Annotated in this window: 1 protein-coding gene; it reads right to left on the reverse strand. The window is 47.6% G+C overall.

Features of this window, described 5'->3' with window-relative positions; genetic code table 11:
- Positions 1-756 (reverse strand): hypothetical protein (locus A3756_RS24005; protein ID WP_197481511.1); only part of this gene is annotated, 756 nt, incomplete at both ends.

Here is a 756-nt window from a genome sequence, read left to right on the forward strand (position 1 = left end):
CATCGGTAATAAATGCTGATACTGTTCTTAGGTCTCGCGGTGTGTCGAAAGCTACGCTATCATCGGCTGCGGGCTCAGGAAAAGACATTCCACCTGCTTTTGCTGCAGTGATCATACCGGTACCGGCGCATGCAAAGCGTGCATCGCCAGCAGGATAGGTATCACACCCTGCTAAAGCTGGATTGAAGCTCTCTGCGGTCCAGTTGCTGATTGCTGTATCAACAGCGCCTTTAATGGTTGCATAATCTTCTGCGCCGGCATCAACTGCCGCTTTTGCTGCGCCAGTTGTCACAAGAGTCTTAACCGTATTCGTTGCCCACTCGGTAGGGTCTACCATATAGTCGACAACTTTTGTGTCATTAGAAGTGGTAAAGCCACTTGTAAAAACAATGTTGTCTTCAGTTAATTGCTGATCATCTGGGCGTGCCGCATTGGTTAGGTTGCCTAAATAGCTCGCGGTAACCTTTTCCCAGAAATCAATTTGAGCTTGCACATCGTCAAGGAGAGGGTTGGCGGGTTCTCGATTTTCATCAGCGAGGGCAGCATAGTTGGCTATACCAGGGTGTTTGATCAAAGACTTTCCTTCGGTATCTTTGATTTCATCGGTCAGTGCAACAATGTAGCGCTTGTTAGGGTTTAAAGGCTCTAAAGGTTGGATTCGTATGTAACTTGTTTCTACTCGTTCGCCGCCAACGACTTTGTCTCGGGTAATGACTTCAGCGCTATACTTAGGTGAAGCCGCTATTCCTAGAAGTT

The organism is Oleiphilus sp. HI0086, assembly GCF_001635225.1.